Genomic DNA, 16,163 nt, shown 5'->3' on the forward strand with positions numbered 1-16,163 from the left:
CGCCCGCCCCGACCACACCCCGCGACGACGCGATCGCCCCGGAACACGCGTTCTCCTGGCGGTTCACCACGCCGCTGTTCATCGGCTCGGCCCTCAACCCCATCAACAGCTCTCTGATCGCCACCGCACTGCTGCCGATCGCGCACGGCATCGGGGTGCCGATCGGGCAGACGGCGGCGCTGGTCACCGCGCTCTACCTGGCCACAGCGATCGCGCAGCCGACCGCGGGCAAGGCAGCCGAGGTCTTCGGGCCGCGCCGGGTGTTCCTGACCGGGATCGTCCTGGTCGCCGTCGGCGGACTGACCGGCGGGTTCGCCGGGGACCTGATCACGCTGCTGATCAGCCGGGTCCTGATCGGCCTCGGCACCTCCTGCGCGTATCCGACCGCGATGCTGCTCATCCGCGCCCGGGCCAAGGCCGCGGGCCTCGAGAAGCCGCCGGGCGGCGTGCTCGGCGGCCTGCAGATCGCCGGCATCGCCACCGCCTCGCTCGGCCTGCCGATCGGCGGCGCCCTGCTCGGCGCGTTCGGCTGGCGCTCGGTCTTCTTCGTCAACGTGCCGGTCGCCCTGGTCGCGTTCGCCGCCGCGCTGCTGTGGGTCGCGCCCGACGGCCCGCTGCGCCACCCGCTGCGGGTCAGGGAACTGGCCTCACGCCTGGACGCCGGCGGTATAGCAGGATTCGCACTCGCCATGATCGCGCTGCTGCTGTTCCTGTTCTCACTGCCCACCGCGCACTGGTACCTGCTGGGCCTATCCATAGCGCTGTGGATCGCCCTGGTCTTCTGGGAACTGCGCGCCACCGCCCCCTTCCTGGACGTGCGGATGCTGGCGTCCAACAAGGCGCTGTCGGCCACCTACCTCCGCTTCGGCCTGGCCATGCTCTGCCTGTACGTCGTGCTGTACGGCATCACCCAGTGGCTCGAAGGCGTGCGCGGCATGAGCGAGACTCAGGCAGGCCTGATCCTGCTGCCCATGACACTGATCTCCGGTCTCATCGTCTCCCCCGTCTCCCGCCGCAACCTCGTCCGCGCCCCCGTCATCGCCGCCGCCGTCGCCTGCGTGATCGGCTCGGCCGGAGTGCTCCTGCTCAGCGCCGACGTCTGGATCGGCACCATTGTCCTCATCACCCTCGTCTTCGGCCTGGTCACCGGCTTCTCCGCGGCAGGCAACCAAACCGCCCTCTACGCCCAAGCGCCCCCCGACCAACTCGGCACCGCCTCCGGCCTCCTGCGCACCTTCGGCTACGTCGGCTCCATCGCCTCCTCCGCCATCACCGGCATCGTCTTCCGCACGAATGTCACCGACCACGGCGTCCACCTGATCGCCTGGATCATGCTCGGCGTCAGCGTCGTGCTCCTCCTCGTCTCAGCCCTCGACCGCACCCTGCCGCGCTCGACCGCGGGTTAGTTCCGGCCCTCGGCCAGCTTCGCCGCTGCCGACGCGTAGCCACGCACCAAGGGCCGGGTGTCTTCGGCGCGCCAGGCGAGGACGAGGCGGGATGGGGCGACGTCGGTGACTGGGCGGGTCACGACGTCGCCGCGGGTGAGGAGGGGGGCGTTGCCTGCGGCGACGAGGCAGAGGCCGCGGCCGTCGACGAGGGCTTCGTAGGTCTCGTCCGGGTTGTGTACGACTGCGCCGATGCGGGGCGGGCGCTCGGCGCGTTCGTCTAGGGCGAGCCAGTAGGCGCGGAGCGGGCCGGCGGATTCGGGGAGGGCCAGGAACGGTTCGTCGAGTAGGTCCGCCAGCTTGACCGTGTCGCGGGTTGCGAGGGGGTGGCCGAGTGGGAGGGCTACGTGCCGGGGTTCGGTGGCCATGACGAGCCAGCGGTAGCGCTCTGCGTCGGGGACCGGCAGCCAGATGAAGGCGAGGTCTGAGGTGGCGTCGGCGAGTCCGGCGGTCGGGTCCTGCCAGGGCAGCTGCCTGAGTTCCAGCTTGGCCTGCGGGAACTCAGCGGCGAAGCGGGAGCGGATGGCGGGGAGCATTCCGCCTCGGCCCGGGCTGGTGCTCATGCCGATCACCAGCCGGGCTCCGCGGGCCGCCTCGAGTCGCGCCAGCGCGGCCTGGGCCTCGTCCCAGACCTCGAGCATCCGGCGGGCCTGCGGCAGCAGCGTCCGGCCCGCCTCGGTGAGCGCCACAGCCCGCCGGTCACGCTCGAACAGGTCCGCGCCCAGCGCCTTCTCCAGCAGCCGGATCTGCTTGCTCAGCGCCGGCTGCGAGATGAACAGCCGCTCGGCCGCCCGGGTGAAGTGCAGCTCCTCGGCCACGGCCACGAAGTAGCGCAGGTCTCTGCTGTGCACGTCCATAGCCGATGGTTATCACAGAAGGTCTTGGACCGACACCCTGTCGCCGGGTCAGACTCGAAGCATGGAAGCCACGAAGAACGAGAAGAGGAACACGATGAGCAAGGTCTGGCTGGTCACCGGGGCCACGAGCGGGTTCGGACGGGCGTTCACCGAGGCGGCGGTCGCCCGCGGGGACGTGGTGGTGGCGACGGCGCGCCGGCCCGAGGCGCTGGCCGACCTCGTCGCCGCCTACCCCGACCAGGTCGAGGCGCTCACCCTGGACGTGACCGACTCCGCCGCCGCCCGCGCCGTCGTCGCCGACGTGCTCGCCCGGCACGGCCGGATCGACGTCCTGGTCAACAACGCGGGCCGCACCCACGTGGGCGCGGCCGAGGAGACCACCGACGCCGAGCTGCGCGACCTGTTCGACCTGCACTTCTTCGGCCCGGCCGAGCTGACCCGGGCCGTGCTGCCGCAGATGCGCGAGCGCCGCACCGGCGCGATCGTGCAGCTGAGCAGCATGGGCGGGCAGCTCTCGTTCGCCGGCTTCGGCGCGTACAGCGCGACGAAGTTCGCCCTCGAGGGCTTCTCCGAGGCGCTGGCCGACGAGGTGCGCCCGCTCGGTATCAAGGTGCTCATCGTCGAGCCCGGCGCGTTCCGCACCAGCCTGTTCGGCAACGCGAGTACGAGCCCGGAGATCGACGCCCCCGACTACCGCGACACCGTCGGCGCCACCCGCCGCGCCGTGTCCGCCGGTGACGGCGCCCAGCCCGGCGACCCGGCCAAGGCCGCCGCGGCCGTTCTGGCCGCCCTCGACTCCGAGCAGACCCCGCTGCGCCTCGCGCTCGGCTCGGACGCGATCGACGCGCTCTCGGCCCACCTCGACTCCGTCCGCACCGAACTGCACGCCTGGGAGAAGACCGGCCGGGCCACCACCTTCGAGGACTGATCCGACGCGGGCGAGCCGGGCCCCGGCAGGCCTCAGGACCGTTCGCCCTCCCGCTGGAAGTGCCACACGATCGTCGCCGGGACGTGCCACCCGGCCTGGGTGGCCTCCGGGATCAGGTCGGCGAGGCTCCAGGGCCAGTCCATCCATGGCCCCGGGTCCAAGGTCCGCTCCGGCGGCGGGGCGTCCGAGAACGCGGGCTGCTCCTCGCAGCGCCAGACCCGCAGCCCCGCCGCCAGCGCGGCGCGCAGGTACTCGGTCGGCTGGTGCCGGTAGGTCTCGACCAGGCCGGGCTCGCCGTCCGGGCCCAGCGCCCTGACGACCGAGCCGCGGAACACCTGCTCGGCGTGCATGTCGGAGATGACGAGGTCGCCGCCGGGACGCAGGACCCTGGCGAACTCGGCCATCACCGGCCCGAGATCCTCCACATGGCACAGCGCAAGGGTGGTCACCACGACGTCGACCGATTCGTCCGGAAGGGGCAGGTCTTGCAGGAGGCCCTCGCGGAAGTCCACGTCCGGCAGCTGCGTACGCGCCGACGCGAGCATCTCCGGCGAACGGTCGATGCCGATGACCTTGTGCCCGAGGTCGCGCAGATACCGGGCGACCCGTCCCGTGCCGCACGCGGCGTCCAGGGCGACTCCGACCGGACGCTCGTCGAGGACCTCCCGGATCGCCCGCTCGGTGCGGCCGAACATGCCGCCACCGAAAGGATTGCCGTAGTCGAGGTGCGCGTCGTAACCCTCAGCCCACTGCCGATACGCCGTCTCCGTGTTCCCGCGCAGCACCTGCACGCCCGGACCGTTCAGCGCCGGTTCGTCGAGCAGCCTGCGCACCTCGTCCAGCCTGGCGTGCACGAACTCCTCGTCGTAGTCCCCCGCCCAGGCCCGCAGCAGGGCGATGCCCTCGATACCGAGCAGGAACGCGAGCGGATGTTGGTAGATCACAGGGCGCTGAGAGGTCATGGCCGGAGGGTAGACGTCGGGCAGGCCTGCTTGCCACGGTATTTACCTACTCAGCCCATCGGGTAGGTCTTGCCGTCGGTGCTGCAGGTGAGGTTGATCTGCGGGGTGGAGGTCGGCGCGACGGTGGGCATGACCTGGGTGAGCTTCCCGCCGGGGCAGACGGGTGCGGGCAGTTCCGCGGCGATCCGGCCCCAGACCGGATCGGTCAGCACGTCGATCACCTGCTGTTTGGTCAGGGCGAAGTCGGCGACCGTGTCGTCCCCGATGGACAGGTCGACCTCGTTGCCGGCCGGGCTCTGCCAGAAGTACTCCCAGATGCGGTCGGGGTGGTGCGGTGTCTCGTCCAGGATGAGCGTGCCGCCGTCCACGTGGCTCACGCTGCAGGTGTCGACGGTGGACCCGGCCTCGGCCTCGACGCACGTCTTGGTCTGCAGGCCGTGCTGAGCGCTGATCGAGACGATGGAGGCGCCGGTCGCGCTGGAACTCTTGAGCGAGGCGCCGCCCGCGACGTACCAGTTTCCGGTCTGCGAATTCACCTGCGGACCGGTCGCCCAGGGGGCCGCTATGCCCTGTTCGGGATTCTGCGTCTTGAGAGCGTCGGCGCTCGCGGGCAGTGCACTGAGCAGGGCCTGCAGTACCTGTTGCTGTGTCACGCCGCCCCCGACGGCCGGGCTTGCGCCGGGGGACGCCGCGGCGGACGCGGGGGGCATCGTGCGGACGGACGCGGTCGTGGATATGCCCGCTGCCGTGGCGTCACTCGGGGTGTGGTCCGTCAGTGTGATCGAGAGCGTGCCGACACCGAGCGTGAGCAGGCACGTCAGCGTGCTGCCGACGACGATCCTGCGCCGCTTGATCTGCCGCGTGCGCTGGACGGCGCGGTCGCGGAAGTACGCGTGGGGCGGCGGCTCGAAGCTGTAAGCGGCGTCATGCAGCGCCGTGGTGAGGCTCTCGGACTCGCCGTCGGTCGTCATGAGTGCTCCAGAATACTCGTCACGTCTGCTTCTGCCTGGTGCGTGGGGTGGTGCTGCATGGACTCGGTGGCGCGGGGACTCAGTGGTGCATGAAGTCGGCGTAGTTCGCGCCGAGCAGTTCCCGCAGCCGGCTCAGCGCGCGAAAGGAGCGCGAGCGCACCGTGTTCGCGTTGAGCTTGAGGATGCCCGCGGTGTCCTCGACGCTGCGGTCCTCCCAGAACCGCAGCACCAGCACGGCGCGGTCGACCCGGGGCAGGCTCCTGAGCGCGTCGATCAGCACCATGCGCAGGTCCACGTCGGCATCGGCCGTCGTCGGACTCACCGCGCTCTCGGCATTGTCGACGCGTTCGCTCGGCTGTTCCCCGCTGCTCTTCTTACGCCGCATGGATATGAAGCTGTTGACCAAGACGGTCTGCGCGTAGCCGGAGGGTTGTCGATCCCGTGGCGCTTGCCCCACTTCATGCACATCCGCACGAGCGTCTCCTGCACCAGGTCCTCGGCCAGGTGCGTGTCGCCGCCGGTCAGGAGGCAGGCCGTGCGGTAGAGATGGGAGCTTCGCTCCGCGACGAAGGCGTCGAAGTCCTCGGGGTCCACGCCGTCCGGCTCGGAGTTCTTGATCGACTCTCTTCTCACCTCACCTCACCTTGACGCGATCAGCGGCTGATTATGTTGCATGGACGTCGGCTCGGCGGCCTGGGCGGACGATCCGGCCGACCGTGGGGGCCGTGCGCGTACGCGTCGTTCGACCAGGTCGACGACCGCTGCCACACCGAACACGGTGAGCAGGAAGACCTGGAAGTACAGGCGCGAGAGCTGGCCGAGCGCCGGGTGAGCCAGAGCGGTGACGACCCCGGTGAGCGCGGCCGCGCTCACCACGGCCGCCATGGTCCGATACCGGATCCAGAGCAGGACGCACCCGGCCAGCAGTGGCAGCAGCACGAACGGCTCGTGCAGGTACATCCGCCCGATGTGGTCGACATAGGTGTAGATGTGGCTGAGCCAGAGGTGGTAGACGTTCGGCGGCATCGGCTTGGTGAAGTGGTCGCCGTACGTGTCCTGAAGTGAGTTGGAGAATCCGGGCCAGCCGAAGAACGACGGCAGCACCGTCATCGCCACGCACGCGGCGCCGTGGAGCCCGGCGATGCGATAGATGCGCCGATTGCGGTGGGCGCGACTGCATAGGGCGAGCAGTGCAACACACGCCATGACCAGCCCGGCCTGTACGGAGAAGGTCGAGTACCGCACCACGAACCCGACGAGGTAACCCGCGCCCGAGATCGCCAAGCCCAGCCTCGGCTTTCCGCGCAGCGCCCAGACGACGCCCAGCAGCACGACGAGCGTGCACACCATCGTCGGACCCTCGGTCAGGTACTGCTGCATCCAGAAGAACGAGGGCACCAGGCAGAACGCGATCATCGCGGCGAGCGCGGCGAACGGGCGCAGGCCCGCGACACGCGCGATCAGCAGGCACAGCCAGGCCGCGCAGATCGCGCACAGCCAGGCCACGACGGCCAGACCGCCGCCGAGTCCGAACAGGGCCACGAACGGGGCGGCGAGCAGCGGATAGCCGGGCCGGGCGATGAAGATCTGATTGTACTGCGGCGTGTTCGGCCACAGGCCTCCCGCCGCCGTCCAGTGCGCGACGCACGCGGGCACCCCGGCCGCCCCACCCGAACCGGTGCGGCCCAGGTCCCCGCAGTACCAGCGGATGGCCAGCGCCCGCGCCTGCGCTCCGGAGTGACCCAGGATCCGCTCGATCGTCATGACGTAGCGGTAGCTGTCGTCCCAGGTGTAGTGCCGGGCCGGCGCCAAGGCGATCCGCAGCCCGGAGCACACCGTCACCAGCAGCGCGCCCGAGAGCAGCCACGGCGGCAGCAGCGACCGGCCCACCCGCCGGGCCCGGCCGACGACGCCGCGAATCCGCAGTTCTCTTCGCATGCCACCCTGACGCGGCGAGGCGCGCCCCGTGTTGCGACGGATTCGAAAATCCGCGGCGCCGGGAGCCGACCATTCTTGGCGTTCACTTTCTTGACGCGATGTAAATCGAATGGCTACCGTGACAGGTACCACAGGATGCGGTGCGGCATCCTCCGGACTTGTGAGGCAGGCATGAGCGTCAAGAGCAACAGCGTGTACACCGTCTTGGGCCCGGTGTCGGCAGCGGAGCTGGGCGTCGTCGCGGTGCACGAAGCGCTGCTTTCGGTGGTCCCGGGGGCGCAGTACGCCTTCGACGTCACCCTGGACCGCGCCGCGATCTTCGAGGCGCTGGCGGCGCGGCTGCGGGAGTTCCGCGCGAGCGGGGGCGGCACGGTGGTCGACCGGACCGGCCTGTTCCACGGGCGCGACGTGCGGCTTTACCAGGCCCTGGCGCGCGCGACCGGCGTGCACATCGTGGCCTCGACCGGACAGGGGCCGGAGGCCATGCTCGGCGGCTACTTCCTCACCCCGCAGACCAACCCGCCCACGCCCTGGCCTGCCGAGAAGTTCGCCGAGTTGTTCGCCGCGGAGGTGACCGAGGGCATGGTGGTGCCGCGGGTCGAGCGGCTCGGCCCGGCCGGCCTGGTGGCCACGGCGGCGACCCGCTCCGGCATGACCGCGACCGACGAGAGCCTGCTGCGCGGCGCGGCCCGGGCGGCGCTGGCCACCGGCGTCCCGGTCTCCCACCTGTTCGGCGCCGACGCCGTGCGCGAGCTCGAGATCGCCCTCGACGAGCGGCTCCCGGCCGACCGCGTCGTGATCGGCGGCCTCGACCGGACCGACGCCGTCGCCGCGGGCGCGCCGCTGGAGATCGCCCGCGGCGGGGCGTACGTGGCGCTCGACCACATCGGTTCGACCGACGAGGCGTACCTGACCGGTGCCGAGCGCGTCGCTCTGGTGCTGGAGCTGGTGCGGGCCGGCTTCGGCGACCGGGTCCTGCTCTCCAGCAGTGCGACCGGCGTGGCCAAGGGGCACGACGGCAACGACGTCGCGTTCGGCCACGTGCTGACCCGCTTCGTCCCGCAGCTCAGGGACGCCGGGCTGAGTGAGGCCGACGTGCAGCGGATCGTGGTGGACAACCCGCGAGAACTGCTGTCCATATCCGTACCCGTACAAGCGTCCGCGCCCGTGTCCGTGGACTGAGTTGCCCTGCGCACCCCGCGCGGGCGCACCCGAACAATCCGTCTGGCTACTTCTCAAAGGTGAGTGTTGTGTCGAGAGTGAACACCGTCCTCGGGCCGATCCCGACCGAGGAGCTGGGACTGGTGGCCGTGCACGAGCACATCGGCTACGGCATGCCCGGCTCCGAGCTGGACACGAAGTGGTGGAGGAGCCCTGAGCAGCGGTACGAGGAGACCGTGCCGAAGCTGCGCGCCTTCCACGAGCACGCCGAGGCGTACGGCGGCGGCACCTTCGTCGACGTCACCGGCATCTGCAACGGCCGGGACGTGGACTACTACCGCTCGCTCTCGGCCAAGACCGGCGTGCACATCGTCGCCTGCACCGGCTTCGTCGGCGGCGACACCGCCCTGCCGCACTTCGCCGCGGCCGACGTGGACTACCTCACCCGCCAGTTCGTGCACGAGATCACCGTCGGCATCGGCGGCACCGGGGCGCTCGCCGGCGTCATCAAGGTCGGGGTCAGCCGCGGCGGGCGGATGACCGAGCTGGACAAGCGGATCTACCGCGCGGCCGCCCGCGCCTCGCTCGCCACCGGCGTGCCGATCCTCACCCACCTCGCGATCGACGCCGAGAACGCCGTCGCGATCTTCCGCGAGGAGGGCCTGCCGCTGCACCGCGTGCTGTTCGGGCACGTGGACGACGGGGTGAACGCCGAAAAGACCCGCGATGTGTGGATCGCCGAGCAGGGCGGCCGGATCGGCTTCGACACCTTCGGCTACGAGACCGAGCTGCCGGACCCGCCGTTCTGGGCCAGGCCCCGGCGCGAGCGCCTGGAGCACTTCCTGCGCTTCATCGGCGACGGCCGGATCACCCAGGTGCTCGCCTCCGCCGACGCCAACTGCAGCCCGCTGGGCTGGCCCGGGGTGAAGGGCCACACGGTCAACTACATCTTCGACGACCTGCTGCCCGACCTGCGCGGCGCCGGCCTGTCCGAGGCCGCGATCCGCACGGTCTTCGTCGAGAACCCCGCCGACTTCCTCACCATCCAGAAGTAGAGAGACCCACCATGCAGCCCTCTGACTTGAAGAACTTGAAGATCGCCGTCGTCGGGGCGGGGTACGGCGGCGCGGCGACGGCCAAGGCGCTGAGCCTGCTCGGCGCGAGCGTCGCAGTGTACGAGCAGGCGAGCCGGATCCGCGAGGTCGGCGCCGGGATCGGCCTGCGTCCGGTCACCATGAGCTACTTCCGCCGTTGGGGCGTCTTCGACGCCATCGCGCAGGTGAGCTCGCCGAGCGACCAGTTCGACATCCTCACGGCCACCGGCGAGCCGATAGCGACCGAGCCGTGGCCCGGGATCCACGACTACGGCGTGGAGACCAAGACCCATCTGATCCATCGCGGCGACTTCATCGACGCGCTGCTCGGCGTGCTGCCCGAGGGCATGGTGCGCCTCGGGCACAAGCTCGATTCGGTCCAGGACAAGGGCGCGAGCTCGGTCCTGACCTTCACCAACGGCACGAGCGTCGAGGCGGATCTGGTCGTGGGCGCCGACGGGATCAAGTCGGTCGTGCGCGAGCAGCTGTTCGGCGAGCAGGGCCCGGTCTTCTCCGGCGAGCACGCGTACCGCGCGGTGATCTCGGCCGAGGACGCCCACGGGATGGTCGTGGACGACAACCTACGGATGTACATCGGCCGGGGCACCAAGGTCTACCTGCTGCCGCTGCGCCACCGCAACCAGGTCTCATTCGACATCACCGCGCTCAACCCGGACGGCACCTGGGCACCGCAGGTCACCAAGCAGGACATGCTGGCGACGGTGGAGGGCTTCGACGAGCGGATCGTCGCGATCACCCGCGGCCTCGACATGGACACGGTGAACATCCGCGCGGTCTACGACATCGACCCGGTCGACACCTGGCACACGGACTCGGTCGTCCTGATCGGCGACGCGGCCCACTCGATGCTGCACCACCAGGGCCAGGGGGCGAACTCGGCCATCGGCGACGCGGCCGCCCTCGCCGACGCGTTACAGGAGGCTGATTCTGTGCCGCGGGCGCTGGCGCTGTTCCAGGCCACCCGCAAGCCGGTGACCGACGAACTCCAGCGCATCTCGCGCCACGGCTGGACCGAGGACGAGCTGAGCGAGGTCTTCCCCGGCCAGAAGGCTCCGACCGCGGCGACAGGAGTCTGATCTCATGGCTCTGCATCCTGAGATCGCGAAGTTCGTCGCGAGCCTGCCGCCCCCGGCGCCGGGCCCGATCGATCCCGTCGCCCTGCGCGCCGCCGACGAGGCACACGTGACCCCGCTCGCGGAGCGCCTTCCGCTGCACGCGGTCGAGGACGTGACCGTCCGCACGGCCGCGGGTGACGACGTCCCGGTGCGGATCTACACGCCGGTCGCGGTCGGCCCGTACGGCGTGCTGGTCTACTTCCACGGAGGCGCGTTCTTCCTGGGCAGCCTGGAGACGCACGACCACCTCGCTCGCTCGCTGGCTCGGGAGACCGGACTCAAAGTCGTCTCCGTGGGCTACCGACTGGCGCCCGAAGCGGCCTTCCCGGCCGGACTCGAGGACTGCTACGCGGTGCTCCGCTGGGTCGCTGAACAGGGCGAAGGCCTGGCCTGGGACGGCGCGACGCTCGCCGTAGCCGGGGACAGCTCCGGCGGCACGTTCGCCGCCGCGGTCGCGGCCACGGCGCACGACGACGGCTTCGACCGGATCACGCATCAGATCCTTTACTACCCCTCGCTCGACCTGGACTTCGACGCCGAGCGCTACGCCTCGCTGCGGGAGAACGCCGTCGGCTACGGCCTGGAGACGGCGGGCCTGAAGCCCTTCAACGCCTTCTACCTGGACAGCGGCGCCGACCCGGCGGACCCGCTGGCCTCTCCGATCAAGAGGACTGATCTCAGTGGGCTGCCGAAGGCGCTCGTCGTCACGGCGGAACACGACCCGCTGCGGGACGAGGGCGAACTCTACGGCGCCCGGCTTCGCGACGCGGGCGTGGCAGTCACGGTGAGCCGGTACGAGGGCGCGGGGCACGGGTTCGTCCAGCACTTCTCCTGGATCCCGGAGTTTCACGCGGTCTTCGCCGAGACACGCGCCTTCCTGACGGAGCCACGCGCGTGACACAGAATATCGACGTTCATCCGCTCGTCTCGCCGTGGGGCCGGTTCGGTCTCTACAGCTTCTTCATCGACGCACCCGAGCCGGCGATCGTGGACACCGGAATCGCCTCGTCACCGGCCGAGGGCATGGCTCCGGCGCTCGCCGCGATCGGACGCCGGATCGAGGACGTGCGCTGGATTCTGTTGACCCACGGCCACATCGACCACGTCGGCGGTGCGCACGCACTGTGGGAGCTCACCGGGCGACGCGCGCAGGTGGTCATCCACGAGGCCGACGCGCCGCTGCTGCGCTCGCGCCGGGCCCACGTGGACGAGTACCTCGAGGGCCGCGGCCGCTACCTGAACGACCCGGACGGCGAGGCCAAGGCGACCGGCGCCGCAAACGCCGTCATCTCCGCCGAGATGGAGCCCTCGCTGCTGGTCAGAGGCGGCGAGACGCTCTCACTCGGCGGCAGCGTCACGGTCTCGGTGCACGCGATCCCGGGGCACACGGCCGGATCCGTCGCCTATGTCGTGGACGGTCAGCAGTCGGTGTTCGTCGGCGACGCGGTGCAGGTCCACGGGGCGGCCAACGGCTTCCCCGGATACATGGACCCGGCCGCGTACCGCGCGAGCCTGGAGTACCTGCGCGACGAGGTCCGGCCGCAGCGGCTGTACCTGGGCCATCCCTACCGCCGCGCCGACGGCACGCCGTACGGGGTGGAACTGGACGCGGCCGAGGCCCAGGAGGCGATCGCGCAGAGCCTCGCCGCCGAGGGCCGGATCACCACGGCCGCCTGCGACTGCCTGCGCGACGGGCTGCCGGACGGCGCGTTTCTGGGCCCTGATACCCCGTCCCCGTACGCACCGTACGCACCGTTCGCGCGGGTAGCCGAGCAGGTCGGCTACACCGGCGATCCCACCCTCGAACCGTCGCCGTTCTTCACCTCGATGCACGGCTACCGCGTGCACCACGCTCTGAGCGTTCATCAAGCTCGGAACGCTCAGCACGCTCAGAACCTTGACACAGGAGCAACACAGCCATGACCGACTTCCAGACACTCAGGGCGGGCGAGGCGCGCATCGCGGTCCGCAAGGATCTGCGAGTGCCGATGCGCGACGGCGTGGAACTCGCCGCGGATGCCTACCACCAGCCGGACCAGACCCCGCGCCCGGCCCTGATCGCGATGAGCGCGTACGGCAAGGAACTGCAGGCGCTCGCGCTGACCACGCCGCCGCAGCGTAGGCCGAGCCCGATGTGGGACGGCTGCATCGAGGCCGGCGACATCGCCCGGGTGGTACGCGAGGGTTACGTCCACGTGATCGGCGACATGCGCGGCACCGGCGACTCCGGCGGCGAGATGATAGGCAACTACAACTTCGGCGGGGTGGCGCAGGGCCAGGACCTCTACGACCTGGTCGAGTGGGTGGCCGCGCAGCCGTGGTGCGACGGCAACGTCGGCATGATCGGCATCTCCTACTTCGGATCCATGCAGGTGCTCGCCGCGGCCGAGCGGCCGCCGCACCTCAAGGCGATCTTCGTCAGCGGCGGCCACTTCGACTTCTACGAGACCACCTACCACGGCGGCGTCATGTGGTTCATGCCGCGCGCCGCACGCGAGGGCCGCGGCGGCGACTCCAGCATCGCACACACGAACGTCAGGTCCCGGATGCAGCAGCTGCACTCCCCCGAGGTACTCGCGAAGCTGGTCGAACAGCGGTTGCAGGACCCTGACGTGGCGGCCTGGCCGAACCTCGTGCACGTCTTGAAGTACCCGAAGAACCGCGAGTTCTGGTTCGACATCATCATGAATCCGTTCGACGGCGACTGGTACGAGGAGCGCAACCCGATCACCCTCGCGTCGAACATCGACATCCCGGTCTACCTGCAGATCGACCAGGGCCGCGGCTGGACCGTGGACGGCCACATCGAGCTGTTCGACGTGCTCGGGGGCCCGAAGAAGCTGGACATCGGCTCGTACCCGCCGATGCAGTCGCGCCCCTGGATCGAGGAGCACGACACGATGTTCCGCTGGTACGAGTACTGGCTCAAGGGCGTCGAGAACGGGATCATGGACGAGCCGGCCGTGAGCGTGTTCGTGGAGGGCACCCGCGAGGTGCTCACCGCGGCGCAGTGGCCGCCGAGAGAGATCGCGTACCGCCCGCTCTACCTGCGGCCGCGGCGCAAGCTCTCCTTCGAGCCCGAATACATGGGCGCCGAGTACGCCGCGCCGGACGGCTTCTACCAGGCCCCGCTCACCGTCACCGACAAGGTGGAGGTGCTCGACTGGAGCAGCGAGCCGTTCGAGGCCCCCACCGAGATGATCGGCTCCGGCGCGGCCCACCTGTTCGTGGAGATCGACCAGCCGGACACGAACTTCATCCTGCGGCTGTGGGACGAGGCTCCGGGCGGCAAGCGGCAGCTGATCACCACCGGCTACCTCAAGGCCTCGCAGCGGGAACTCGACGAGGCGCGCAGCAGCGAGGGCGACCCGCACCACCCGCACACCCGCGCGGTGCCGGTGGAGCCCGGGAAGATCGAGGAGTACGTGCTGCGCCTCTACCCGTTCGCCGCCACCTTCCGCCCCGGCCACCGGCTGGTGGTGGAACTCTCGAACGACGAGCCGCTGGCCGACGCGCACAACGCGCTGCTGCCCCCGGACGCCTTCCACCTCCCGGTCGGCCGCCCCGTCACGCACAAGACCTACCGTGACGCCGCGCACCCCTCCCGGCTGGTGCTTCCGTTCACGCGGGCGTCGGCGGAGTAGGGAAGGCGGAGTAGGGAAGCTCAGGCGAGCCCGTTTTCGAGGACGGCGGCGGCGCGGCGGACTTCGGCCGTGACAGTTTCGAAGAGGTGGTCGAGCGTGGTCGCCGTCTTGAGGTGCCGCTCCAGGGCGCGGTACTGGATCGGCCACAGGGCCAGCAGGGCCGCGGCGGTGATGCGGGGCTCGGGGTCTGCGGGGTCCGTGCCGCCGCGCTCGGCCAGGATCCTGGCGGCCTCGGCGGTCAGATGCTCGGCCACGGCGGACTGGTGGGCGCGCAACGACGGCGTGGACCTGAGCAGTTCGCTGAATCGTGAGTAGCGGCTCGCGGTCACCCGGAAGTCGGGTTCGCCACCGAGCTGCGCGGTCATCGCTTCCAGCTCGCCCGCCAACACGGTGAGCGCGGCTTCGACCGGAGAGAGCGAGGGGTCGGCCAGCGCGGCCAGCAGCGCGTCCGTGGTGCCCTCGAGCCGGTCCATGACCAGCGCTTCCTTGGTCGGGAAGTAGTTGAACACCGTCTTCTCGGAGACTCCGCAGGCTTCGGCGATCTCGCTGACCCGCACCCCGCCGAAGCCTCTGGCCAGGAACAATTCGGTCGCCGTGTCGGACAGCAACTGCCGGGTCGCCCGCTTCTTCCGATCGCGCAGGCTCTCGCCCGGCCGCGGCGTCACGGCCCCGGTGCTCTCGCTCATGCTTGACACTTTAGTACAGCCAAAGCATAGTTACTGTGACAGTATTTTTTCAGTTGCAGTAACTTCGCTGTCGGCTCCCCCGGCCGGCTCTCTCGGAGGTCGCCATGAGCGCAATCCACATCGTCCAGGACTACCCGCATCCCACCGAGCAGGTCTGGCGCGCACTGACCGACCCGAGTCTGATCCCGCTGTGGACCGCGACCGGCGCCGGCGCACGCCCGGTCGGCTTCGACACGGCCGTGGGAACCGGCTTCCAGTTCATCGCCAAGCCCATGCCCGGCTGGGACGGCATCGTCAACTGCGTCATGCTCGAGGCCGCCGAACCGACACTGCTGCGCTTCTCCTGGACCGACAGCGGCGGCGGTGCGGAGACCGAAGTCGTCTTCCGCCTCGAATCCACCGCCACCGGCACCCGCCTGACCTTCGAGCACACCGGCTTCACCGGCACCGGCGGCTTCTTCATGGCCAAGCTGCTCGGACACGTCCGTCGCAAGATGCTGCGCGTCGGCCTTTCAGCCGTGCTCGCCGACCTCGACGACCACGGCCGGCTGCGCGCCGACAGCACCCTGACGGCCAAGCCGTAACGCCTGCCGGTCCTCGAGCCCTCCGTTCATACGCGTCGCGGTCCTCTCCGACGCTTGCCCGCCTTCGCCACCGCCCGCGCCAGCTGCGCCGCCGCCTTCTGCCTGTCCGCCCGCCGACGCAGGCTCGAGCGCAGCGCCGTCACACCGATCGCCAGCCCCGCCAGGCCGATACCGAGCGTCAGCGGCAACTCCCAGAACAGCAAGCGCAGCTCCGCGCACGTCTCGATGGTGAAGGCGACCGCCATGGGCAACAGGAACGGCTGGACGGTCGCGTGCCAGGTCCGGTAACGCAGCTGCTCCCGCGTCAGCGGCCCGTCGGCATACGCCGCCGGCGAGGCCAGGAAGGGCGCGAAGCCCACCATCTCCACACACACCACGAACAGCAGGAGGCTCGCCCAGACGGCGATCGCCGCGTTCTCGTCCACGTTCTGCGTCGTCTGCACGTACGCCCCGCCGACCTCGAAGCCGACCGCCTGCCCCCGCCACAGCTCCGCGTCCACCTGCGCACCCGCCGCGAAAGCCGTGAAGTCGCGTGAGCCTTCCAACTGGACCTGCTTCGGCCCGGCACCGATCCCGGTGACGGTCACCAGGTAGGTCGTCGACTTGCCGCTCCCCTGCTCCGAGACGGACACGACCTGCACCGCGACCGTGTCCAGGCACTGACTCCCGCCCGCCCCGACACATACGCGTCGCGGTCCTCTCCGACGCTTGCCCGCCTTCGCCACCGCCCGCGCCAGCTGCGCCGCCGCCTTCTGCC

At 70.4% G+C, this 16,163-nt stretch carries 16 protein-coding genes; 9 read left to right on the forward strand and 7 right to left on the reverse strand.

Going from position 1 to position 16,163, the window contains the following annotated elements; genetic code table 11:
• Positions 1–32 precede the first annotated feature (32 nt).
• Positions 33–1,406: an MFS transporter gene (locus KDL01_RS29525; RefSeq protein ID WP_438801995.1), complete on the forward strand. Its 1,374-nt coding sequence runs from the start codon at positions 33–35 to the stop codon at positions 1,404–1,406.
• Here KDL01_RS29525 and KDL01_RS29530 read toward each other — a convergent pair.
• A complete protein-coding gene (locus tag KDL01_RS29530; protein WP_212531925.1) occupies positions 1,403–2,302 on the reverse strand; it encodes a LysR family transcriptional regulator in 900 nt (299 codons plus the stop codon). The genes KDL01_RS29525 and KDL01_RS29530 overlap by 4 nt on opposite strands.
• Before the next feature lie 94 nt (positions 2,303–2,396).
• On the opposite strand from KDL01_RS29530, the gene KDL01_RS29535 reads away from it, so the two are divergent.
• Positions 2,397–3,230, forward strand: coding sequence for an oxidoreductase (locus tag KDL01_RS29535; RefSeq protein ID WP_212531939.1), 834 nt, complete (start codon positions 2,397–2,399; stop codon positions 3,228–3,230).
• 32 nt (positions 3,231–3,262) lie between these two features.
• On the opposite strand, the gene KDL01_RS29540 is transcribed toward KDL01_RS29535, so the two are convergent.
• The 4 genes from KDL01_RS29540 to KDL01_RS29555 all read right to left on the reverse strand — a co-directional run bounded on the left by KDL01_RS29540 (position 3,263) and on the right by KDL01_RS29555 (position 7,101).
• Entirely contained in the window at positions 3,263–4,192 is a 930-nt protein-coding gene (locus tag KDL01_RS29540) for a class I SAM-dependent methyltransferase (protein WP_212531926.1), read from the reverse strand.
• A gap of 50 nt (positions 4,193–4,242) precedes the next feature.
• On the reverse strand, positions 4,243–5,163 hold the full coding sequence (locus tag KDL01_RS29545; protein WP_212531927.1) for a hypothetical protein: 921 nt from the start codon (positions 5,161–5,163) through the stop codon (positions 4,243–4,245).
• A gap of 79 nt (positions 5,164–5,242) precedes the next feature.
• The gene (locus KDL01_RS29550) at positions 5,243–5,548 is read right to left on the reverse strand and encodes a sigma factor-like helix-turn-helix DNA-binding protein (RefSeq protein WP_246577181.1); all 306 of its coding nucleotides are present in this window, start codon (positions 5,546–5,548) and stop codon (positions 5,243–5,245) included.
• A 254-nt stretch (positions 5,549–5,802) separates the two neighbouring features.
• Positions 5,803–7,101 (reverse strand): ArnT family glycosyltransferase, encoded by a 1,299-nt coding sequence (locus tag KDL01_RS29555; RefSeq protein WP_212531929.1) that lies wholly within the window; start codon positions 7,099–7,101, stop codon positions 5,803–5,805.
• Positions 7,102–7,272: 171 nt separating this feature from the next.
• Between KDL01_RS29555 and KDL01_RS29560 the strand changes: the two genes are divergently transcribed.
• The 6 genes from KDL01_RS29560 (at position 7,273) to KDL01_RS29585 (ending at position 14,136) form a co-directional block, all read left to right on the forward strand.
• Positions 7,273–8,283 carry a phosphotriesterase family protein gene (locus tag KDL01_RS29560; protein WP_212531930.1) on the forward strand — a complete coding sequence of 337 codons (1,011 nt, stop codon included), beginning with the start codon at positions 7,273–7,275 and terminating at the stop codon, positions 8,281–8,283.
• A gap of 68 nt (positions 8,284–8,351) precedes the next feature.
• A complete protein-coding gene (locus KDL01_RS29565) occupies positions 8,352–9,317 on the forward strand; it encodes a phosphotriesterase family protein (protein ID WP_212531931.1) in 966 nt (321 codons plus the stop codon).
• An 11-nt stretch (positions 9,318–9,328) separates the two neighbouring features.
• Positions 9,329–10,453 carry an FAD-dependent oxidoreductase gene (locus KDL01_RS29570; protein ID WP_368861672.1) on the forward strand — a complete coding sequence of 375 codons (1,125 nt, stop codon included), beginning with the start codon at positions 9,329–9,331 and terminating at the stop codon, positions 10,451–10,453.
• Positions 10,454–10,457: 4 nt separating this feature from the next.
• Positions 10,458–11,390 (forward strand): alpha/beta hydrolase, encoded by a 933-nt coding sequence (locus tag KDL01_RS29575; RefSeq protein WP_212531933.1) that lies wholly within the window; start codon positions 10,458–10,460, stop codon positions 11,388–11,390.
• Entirely contained in the window at positions 11,387–12,415 is a 1,029-nt protein-coding gene (locus KDL01_RS29580; protein WP_212531934.1) for an MBL fold metallo-hydrolase, read from the forward strand. Before KDL01_RS29575 ends, KDL01_RS29580 begins: the two co-directional genes overlap by 4 nt.
• Positions 12,412–14,136: a CocE/NonD family hydrolase gene (locus tag KDL01_RS29585; RefSeq protein ID WP_212531935.1), complete on the forward strand. Its 1,725-nt coding sequence runs from the start codon at positions 12,412–12,414 to the stop codon at positions 14,134–14,136. The genes KDL01_RS29580 and KDL01_RS29585 overlap by 4 nt, the downstream gene beginning before the upstream one ends.
• A 20-nt stretch (positions 14,137–14,156) precedes the next feature.
• Here KDL01_RS29585 and KDL01_RS29590 read toward each other — a convergent pair whose 3' ends face one another.
• Complete coding sequence (locus tag KDL01_RS29590; protein WP_212531936.1) at positions 14,157–14,822, reverse strand: TetR/AcrR family transcriptional regulator; 666 nt, start codon at positions 14,820–14,822, stop codon at positions 14,157–14,159.
• 104 nt (positions 14,823–14,926) lie between these two features.
• Here KDL01_RS29590 and KDL01_RS29595 point away from each other — a divergent pair, with 104 nt between their 5' ends.
• Positions 14,927–15,406, forward strand: coding sequence for an SRPBCC family protein (locus KDL01_RS29595; protein WP_212531937.1), 480 nt, complete (start codon positions 14,927–14,929; stop codon positions 15,404–15,406).
• Between the two features lie 26 nt (positions 15,407–15,432).
• Here the strand turns inward: KDL01_RS29595 and KDL01_RS29600 are convergent.
• A partial coding sequence (locus KDL01_RS29600) for a hypothetical protein (RefSeq protein ID WP_212531938.1) occupies positions 15,433–16,163 on the reverse strand: 731 nt, incomplete at its 5' end.

It is taken from the genome of Actinospica durhamensis (genome assembly GCF_018139695.1).
Lineage (GTDB): Bacteria > Actinomycetota > Actinomycetes > Streptomycetales > Catenulisporaceae > Actinospica > Actinospica durhamensis.

Bases quoted from the DNA above. Each gene is read 5' to 3' on its own strand.
- KDL01_RS29530 (WP_212531925.1), bottom strand. From the start codon at position 2,302: ATGGACGTGCACAGCAGAGACCTGCGCTACTTCGTGGCCGTGGCCGAG.
- KDL01_RS29535 (WP_212531939.1), top strand. From the start codon at position 2,397: ATGAGCAAGGTCTGGCTGGTCACCGGGGCCACGAGCGGGTTCGGACGG.
- KDL01_RS29540 (WP_212531926.1), bottom strand. From the start codon at position 4,192: ATGACCTCTCAGCGCCCTGTGATCTACCAACATCCGCTCGCGTTCCTG.
- KDL01_RS29545 (WP_212531927.1), bottom strand. From the start codon at position 5,163: ATGACGACCGACGGCGAGTCCGAGAGCCTCACCACGGCGCTGCATGAC.
- KDL01_RS29550 (WP_246577181.1), bottom strand. From the start codon at position 5,548: ATGCGGCGTAAGAAGAGCAGCGGGGAACAGCCGAGCGAACGCGTCGAC.
- KDL01_RS29555 (WP_212531929.1), bottom strand. From the start codon at position 7,101: ATGCGAAGAGAACTGCGGATTCGCGGCGTCGTCGGCCGGGCCCGGCGG.
- KDL01_RS29560 (WP_212531930.1), top strand. From the start codon at position 7,273: ATGAGCGTCAAGAGCAACAGCGTGTACACCGTCTTGGGCCCGGTGTCG.
- KDL01_RS29570 (WP_368861672.1), top strand. From the start codon at position 9,329: ATGCAGCCCTCTGACTTGAAGAACTTGAAGATCGCCGTCGTCGGGGCG.
- KDL01_RS29575 (WP_212531933.1), top strand. From the start codon at position 10,458: ATGGCTCTGCATCCTGAGATCGCGAAGTTCGTCGCGAGCCTGCCGCCC.
- KDL01_RS29585 (WP_212531935.1), top strand. From the start codon at position 12,412: ATGACCGACTTCCAGACACTCAGGGCGGGCGAGGCGCGCATCGCGGTC.
- KDL01_RS29590 (WP_212531936.1), bottom strand. From the start codon at position 14,822: ATGAGCGAGAGCACCGGGGCCGTGACGCCGCGGCCGGGCGAGAGCCTG.
- KDL01_RS29595 (WP_212531937.1), top strand. From the start codon at position 14,927: ATGAGCGCAATCCACATCGTCCAGGACTACCCGCATCCCACCGAGCAG.